At 72.8% G+C, this 7,045-nt stretch carries 6 protein-coding genes; 2 read left to right on the forward strand and 4 right to left on the reverse strand.

The genetic code is table 11. The annotated features are described in order from the left end of the window. Positions 1–19 precede the first annotated feature (19 nt). Both ACFXGA_RS38965 and ACFXGA_RS38970 read right to left on the reverse strand, forming a co-directional pair. Positions 20–1,207, reverse strand: a complete 1,188-nt coding sequence (locus ACFXGA_RS38965; protein WP_378097833.1) for an acyl-CoA dehydrogenase family protein — start codon at positions 1,205–1,207, stop codon at positions 20–22. Positions 1,208–1,252: 45 nt separating this feature from the next. Beyond that, positions 1,253–2,584: an FAD-dependent oxidoreductase gene (locus ACFXGA_RS38970; RefSeq protein ID WP_378097836.1), complete on the reverse strand. Its 1,332-nt coding sequence runs from the start codon at positions 2,582–2,584 to the stop codon at positions 1,253–1,255. Between the two features lie 289 nt (positions 2,585–2,873). Between ACFXGA_RS38970 and ACFXGA_RS38975 the strand changes: the two genes are divergently transcribed. Together ACFXGA_RS38975 and ACFXGA_RS38980 are read left to right on the forward strand one after the other, a co-directional pair. Next, a complete protein-coding gene (locus ACFXGA_RS38975) occupies positions 2,874–4,118 on the forward strand; it encodes a cytochrome P450 (RefSeq protein ID WP_378097839.1) in 1,245 nt (414 codons plus the stop codon). Beyond that, positions 4,111–5,307 (forward strand): epoxide hydrolase family protein, encoded by a 1,197-nt coding sequence (locus ACFXGA_RS38980; protein ID WP_378097842.1) that lies wholly within the window; start codon positions 4,111–4,113, stop codon positions 5,305–5,307. The genes ACFXGA_RS38975 and ACFXGA_RS38980 overlap by 8 nt, the downstream gene beginning before the upstream one ends. Positions 5,308–5,373: 66 nt before the next feature. Here ACFXGA_RS38980 and ACFXGA_RS38985 read toward each other — a convergent pair whose 3' ends face one another. Further along, positions 5,374–5,793: an SgcJ/EcaC family oxidoreductase gene (locus tag ACFXGA_RS38985; protein WP_378097844.1), complete on the reverse strand. Its 420-nt coding sequence runs from the start codon at positions 5,791–5,793 to the stop codon at positions 5,374–5,376. Between the two features lie 264 nt (positions 5,794–6,057). Continuing rightward, complete coding sequence (locus ACFXGA_RS38990; RefSeq protein ID WP_378097847.1) at positions 6,058–6,885, reverse strand: glycosyltransferase family 8 protein; 828 nt, start codon at positions 6,883–6,885, stop codon at positions 6,058–6,060. Positions 6,886–7,045: the final 160 nt, after the last annotated feature.

The raw sequence follows: 7,045 nt of genomic DNA on the forward strand, positions 1-7,045 counted from the left end.
CCCCCTGCCGCCGTGCCCGTCAGATGTACATCGAGTTGGGCTCCAGGCCGCAGAGCACCCGGCCGTACAGTTCGAGGTTGGTGTTCGGGTGCATCAGCGCGTGCAGGTTCAGCGTCTGGATGTCGCGGGAGATGCGCTGGATCGGCACGTCGGAGTAGACCGACGAGCCGCCGCTCGCCGTGCTGACGACGTCGACGGACTCCTTGACCAGGCCCAGGACCCGGCCGAGGGCCGCGCGGGCGGCGACCCGGTCCAGCACCGTCCACGGCTCCCCGGTGGCGGACTTCTCGTCCACGGTGGCGGCGAGCCGGGTGGCGTGGAACTCCGCCTCGTCGGCCTTCAGCGTCGCCTCGGCCAGTTGGAGGTGGGTCAGCGGGGCCTCCCGCTGGCTGGTGTAGTCCGTGTAGGTGATCTTGCGGCCGGGCAGCCGGTCGAGGAACGTCTCCAGCGCCGCCCTGGCCAGCCCCACGGCGCTGCCCGCGAACGCGACGCAGCCGGTGGCGATCATGGGGGCCCGGAAGATCGGCGAGTCGGCGTTGAGCACCGACGCGTACCGGCCCTGGAGGATCGCGACCATCGGCAGCACGCGGTCGCCCGGCACGAACACGCCGCGGGCCACGGTGGTGACGCTGCCGGTGCCGCGCAGGCCGGAGGTGTGCCAGTCGTCCACGATCTCCAGGTCCGACAGCGGGACCAGGGCCATGACCGGCCACTGCGCGCCGCCGTCCGGGGTCGGGGCCATGGCCAGCACGAGCTGCCACCGGCTGTGCAGCGCCCCGCTGATGAACTGCCACCGGCCGTCGACCACGATGCCGCCGTCGCCGGGCACGGCGGTGGCGGTCGGGCTCAGGACGCCGCACACCAGCGCGTCCGGGGTGGAGAACACCTCGTCCTGCACGTGGTCCGGGAACAACCCGGTGAGCCACGCGCAGGTGGACCACACCGCCGAGAGCCACGCGGCCGAGCCGTCACCGCGACCGATCTGGACCAGCGTCCGCAGCATCGTGCCCGCGTCCGCCTCCGCGCCGCCGTACCGCGTGGGCACCCGCATCCGGAAGACCCCGGCCTCCCCCAACGCGGCGAGCACGGCGTCGTGCTGGCGCCGGTTCTCGTCGGCCCACAACGCGTGCTCGCGCAGGAGCGACGTCAGGGCCGACGTCCGGCCCTCGAGGTCGGTCGGGGGCAGGGTTTGCGTGGTCGATGTCATTGCACCCTCCGGGTTGCGCTGGGGATCGTCGTGCGAGGGGGTGGGTCACCGGGTTCGGGCCTGCCACAGGACTCGGGACAGCAGGGGCAGCCGCATCAGGGCGGTGGGCGGGTCGACGAGCCCGGCGACCCGCATGAAGGCCCGCGACACGTCGCTGTCCCTGGTCGCCGCGACCTGGAGCCGGGACATCAGCGCGTTGCCCATCCGGACCTTCAGCGTGCGGCGGCCCTCGACGCCGGGGAAACCCAGGTCGCCGCCCGCCGACATGTCCCACGGCGCGTCGATCGCCCGCGCCAGGTCGCGGAAGTACCGCCGGGCCGGGCTCGGCCCGCGCCCGAGGTGCTCGCGCAGCACGACCGCGCCGATCGCGGCCACGGACAGGCCCTGCGCGTAGATCGGGTTGAAGACGCACGCGGCGTCACCCAGGGCGAGCAGGCCCTCCGGCAGCCGCGCCATCCTCTCGTACCGGCGGCGGACGCTGCTCGGGAAGCGGAAGGTGACCGGCGGGCCCATCGGCTCGGCGTGGCGCACCGACTCGAAGATCGACGGCACCGGCAGGGACCGGACGTAGGCCAGGAAGCCCTCCGGGTCGGTGGGCGGCCGGTCGCCGAGGATCCCGTTGAGGGACACCGAGTAGCGGTCGGGAAGCCGGGCGAACGTCGCGCCGCGCGGGTTTCCGGGCGTGGCCACGGAGATGATCGCGATGCCGTCGCCGATCGGGTCGTGCTCCAGCGGGCCGCGGAAGTCGCAGGTGGTGTAGGTGAGGTCCATCCGCACCTGCTCCTCTTCCACCTGCGGGTAGCCCATCTCCCGCAGCCACCGGGGTGTGCGGGAGCCGCGGCCGGTCGCGTCGACCGTCACGTCGGCCGGGAGCCGCCGTGCCGGTTCGGACCCGTCGCGGTCCTGCACCAGGGCTCCGGTGACGCGGTCGCCGCCCGGCGCCGCGTCGAGCCCGACGACGTCGGTGTTCTCCAGGAACGTCACGTTGGACAGCTCGGCCACGCGGTCGCGCATCCGTTCCTCCAGCCGCCAGCGGCCGGCGGAGATGCACACCAGGTCGGTCTCCACCTTGCGGATGCCGCGGCCGTTGAAGTGCCAGCCGAGGCTGGTGCCGAAGTCGCGCGTCGGCACGCCGGTGTCGGCCAGCTCCTTGGTGAAGCCGGGGAACAGCTCCTCCAGGATCTGCTGCCCCCGGGCCAGCAGGCCGTGGATGTGGTGCCCCTGCGGCACCGCGCGGCGCGGTCCCGTCACGCCGATCAGCCGGTCCCGGTCCACGACCGTCACCTCGCGGTAGAAGTCGGCGAGCACCCTGGCCGCGAACAGCCCCGCCACGCTGCCGCCCAGGACGACCGCCCGGTCCCCGATCCGATCCGTCATGTGGCCTCCCCAGGATGCGGGCTGGATACCAGGAGCGTTACAGCGCGCCACACCGGAAGCACCTTCCAAAGTGCGCCATCACCGCCGGTCGATCCTCCTCGGTGGACGGTTCCGCACGCGACGGACGACCGCTTCGCCGCCCGCGACAGGTGCAGCACTCTGGAAGATCCGACGGGCCGCCCGCCGATCTACCGTGGGACGGATCGTTCGATCGGCGCCGGTCGGTCCCGGACTCCCGCGGCGCCCGTGCCGATCCCCCGGAGTTCACCCACAGGGAGGCTGTGTCCCCATGGCTGAAGCCCAATGCCCCTACGTCCTCGACACCCAGGGCGCCGACACCCACGGGGAGAGCGCCCGTCTCCGCGAGCAGGGCCCGATCGCCCTGGTCGAGCTGCCGGGCGGGGTGCGCGCCTGGTCGGTGCACGACTACGAACTGGCCAAGCAGATCCTGTTGGACGAGCGGTTCTCCAAGAACCCCAGGACGAGTTGGCCCGCCTACATCAACGGCGAGATCCCCCGCGACTGGCCGATGATCAGCTGGGTCGCGATGGACAACATGGCCACCCACGACGGGGCCGGCCACGCGCGCCTGCGGCGGTTGCTGCTCAAGGCGTTCACCACCAGCCGGGTCGAGGCGATGGCGCCGCACATCGACGTGATCGTCCAGGACCTGCTCGACGAGATCGGCGCGGGCGACCCGGACGAGGTGGTGGACCTTAAGTCCCGGTACTGCCAGGCGTTGCCCTCCCGGCTGATGTGCGAGCTGTTCGGCGTGCCCGAGGAGGCGCGGGCCGACGTGCTGCGCGGCGGGCACGTCAACGTGGACACCCGGATCACGCCCGAGGAGGCCGAGGCCAACGTCGACCAGTGGGAGAAGGCGATCGCCGACCTGGTCGCGTTCAAGCACGAGCACCCCGGCGACGACCTGACCAGCGCCCTGATCGCGGCCAAGGAGGAGGACGGCTCGCAGCTGACCGACTCCGAGCTGATCGGCACCCTGCACCTGATGCTGGGCGCCGGTTCCGAGACGATGGTCAACTCGCTGAACTACGCCATCATCGCCGTGCTGTCCGACCGGGACCTGCGCGACAAGGTGATGGGCGGCGAGGTGCGGTGGGAGGACGTGATGGAGGAGACGCTGCGCGTCGAGTGCCCCGTCGCCCACCTGCCCTTCCGGTTCGCCACCGAGCGGTTCGAGCTGGGCGGCGTGACGATCGAGCAGGGCGACCCGCTGATGATCGACTACGCGGCGATCGGCCGCGACCCCAAGCTGCACGGCGAGACCGCCGACGTCTTCGACGCGACGCGCGCCGACAAGACGCACCTGTCCTTCGGGCACGGCGTGCACTACTGCCTGGGCGTGCGGCTGGCCAAGGTGGCCACGCTGGCCATGCTGCCGGCGTTGTTCGAGCGCTACCCGGACATCGAGCTGACCGTCCCGCGCGACCGGTTGGAGCCGCAGGGCAGCTTCATCATGAACGGCCGCAAGGACTGCCCGGTCCGGCTGCGGGGTCGGGTGGCGGCGCATGTCTGACCACGTCCGCGCGACCGCCGGGGTTCCGGTGGAGCCGTTCCGGATCGACGTGCCGCAGTCCGACCTGGACGACCTGCGCGACCGGCTGGCCGCCACGCGCTGGCCGAGCGGGTTGCCCGACGTCGGGTGGGACCGCGGTGTGCCGCCGGGGTACCTCAGGGAGCTGGCCGACTACTGGCGCACCGGCTACGACTGGCGGGCGGCGGAGGCGCGGCTGAACGAGTTCCCGCAGTTCGTGACCGAGATCGACGGCACGAAGGTCCACTTCCTGCACGTGCGCTCCCCCGAGCCGGACGCCGTGCCGATGATCATCACGCACGGGTGGCCGGGGTCCGTCGCCGAGTTCCAGTCGGTGATCGGGCCGCTGACCGACCCCCGCGCGCACGGCGGCGACCCGCGTGACGCGTTCCACCTCGTCATCCCGTCCGTGCCCGGCTTCGGCCTGTCCGGACCGACGAGCGGGCCGGGGTGGGGCATCGGCCGGATCGCGGCCGCGTGGGCGGAGCTGATGCGCCGCCTCGGCTACGACCGGTACATCCCGCAGGGCGGCGACATCGGCGCCTGGATCAGCCTCACCCTGGCCGGGACGGACCTGCCGCACGTGCTGGGCGCGCACGTCAACTTCCTCATCACCGCGCCCCCGGCCGACCCGTCGGCGTTCGCGGGCCTCGGCCCGGTCGACCTCGAACGCCTGGGACTGCTCAAGTCCTTCGTGGACACCGGGTCGGCCTACATGGCGTTGCAGGCCACCAGGCCGCACACGTTGTCCTACGGGCTGACCGACTCGCCGGTCGGGCAGCTGGCCTGGATCGTCGAGAAGTTCCGCGAGTGGAGCGACTCGGCGAAGGTGCCCGAGGACGCGGTGGACCGCGACCAGCTCCTCACCAACGTCATGCTCTACTGGCTGACCGGGACCGCCGGCTCGTCCGCGCAGCTGTACTGCGAGATGGCCGACACCCTGCCGACCTCTCCGACGCCGCCGCCCGAGCAGCCGCCGTTGCCCGTGCCGCTGGGTGTGGCGGTCTTCCCCCGGGACTCGGCGCTGCCGGTCCGCAGCTTCGCCGACCGCGCGTTCCCGAACATCGTGCGGTGGAGCGAGCTGGACCGCGGCGGCCACTTCGCCGCGATGGAGGAACCGGACCTGTTCGTGGCCGAGCTGCGGGAGTTCCGCCGCGCCCTGCCGTCCTGACGGTCGGCGGGCGCACGCGAAGGGGGCGGGGACCAGCGGTCCCCGCCCCCGTGTCGTGACCGGCGGTCAGGAGGTCGGCGTGTCGCGCGGGCAGTTCTGGTACACCGCGAGCTTCCACTCGCCGTCCCGCTTGACGAGGATCCACGACGCCCGGATGGCGTTGGCCTCCGTCAGCTCCGTCTCCCCCGGCGGCAGCACGCCGCCCACGGTCAGCAGCGCGACCGCGCCGGGCGCCAGCGGCTTCAGGTCGATCGGCTGCCCGGTGACGGTCGTGCCCTTGTAGTGGCCCGCGTACGCGGCCGCCATGAACTCGCGGATCTCGGCGCGGCCCCTCTTGTAGACGCCGGGCAGGATCAGGGTCCCGTCCTCGAGGAACAGCTCGGCGAACGCGTCGGCGTCGTGCGCGGCCCACAGCTCGACCATGCGGGCGGGCACGGCCGCGATCAGCGCCTGCTCGTCGGCGACGGTACCTGGGGTGGTGGTCATGGACTTCTCGCTTTCAACGACGGCCCCGCACCGGCACGACGGGGACCTCGACGGATGGACGGGCGGGGCGGTCGCAGCGCGGGGATCCGGCCGTGGCCCGGGGCGGACCGCTCGATCACGCGCCCCCACGCCCTGTCGTGGCCCGCGGCGCTCGACCCCCCACCATGGTCGCGCCCGGGGTGACGGCGGTGCATCTCGGAGGATGCTCGATAACGGCGCCCGTCCCGGTCCGGCCGCGCCCCCCGCGAGCGCGGCGATCCGGGGTCAGACCCGGCTCGCGATGGCGTCCTCGGCCTTGCGGCGGTACTCGTCGTACCGCGCCTTCCGCTCGTTGTCCGGGCAGTCGTCGTCCCACAGCTTCACCGGGCCGATCGAGTGGACCAGCCGCGCCCGCTCGATGCCGTCCGCCGTCGACGGGTCGATCTCCGCGAGCATGTGGTTCCACGTCTTCGGCAGCCGCAGCCAGCTCCCGTGCAGGGTGCGGTTCAACGCGTCCTGGTCGGTGAACCGGGCCTCGGCCGCGTGCCGCCTGACGTACTCGAAGCAACGCTCCGTGACGGCCCGGTCCCGCCAGGCCGGCAGGTCGATCAGCAGCACCCCGGCGTTGAAGTAGGGCGCGTCCGGGTCGAGGTCCGGGTACCCCGCCAGTCCGGGCAGCCCGCCCATGTCGGACAGCCTGCCCGCGTGCGCGTCCCGCACCGCGCCCAGGACGTTGCCCCGCAGGTCGAGGTCGAACAGCTCGCGCAGCGACCCGGCGCACAGGATGTCGCAGTCCAGGTACAGCAGGCGTTCGACGTGCCAGGGCAGCAGGCGTGGCAACAGCAGGCGCAGGTAGGTCGCCCTGCTGACGTAGCCGAACTCGTCGACCGTGGACACGGGCAGGTCGTCCAGCCGCACGTCCGGGTCGAGGATGGTGACCCGGGCCCGGTCCCCCACCTGCGACGTGACCCGGTCCCTCATCTCCGCCGTCACGTCGGGGGCCACCAGGAGCCAGAGGGCGACGTCGGGCGAGCGGTGGTGGTCGAGGACCGACTCGATGGCGGCGTGCGCGTGGCGCCCGTACGCCGAGTCGAAGGTGAAGGCGATGTCCATGCGGTACCTCAGATCATCGGCGAGGTGACGGTCTGTGATCGGACGGTAGCCGGCGCGAGGTGGGCGGGCATCTCTCAGGATGCGCTCCTGGCACGTCCGCCCCGGGCGGGGGGGGGGCGCGACGCGCCCCGCCCCCCGCGGGGGGGCCCTCGCGCCCCGC

The organism is Actinosynnema sp. NPDC059335 (assembly GCF_042752395.1).
Taxonomy (GTDB): Bacteria; Actinomycetota; Actinomycetes; order Mycobacteriales; family Pseudonocardiaceae; genus Actinosynnema.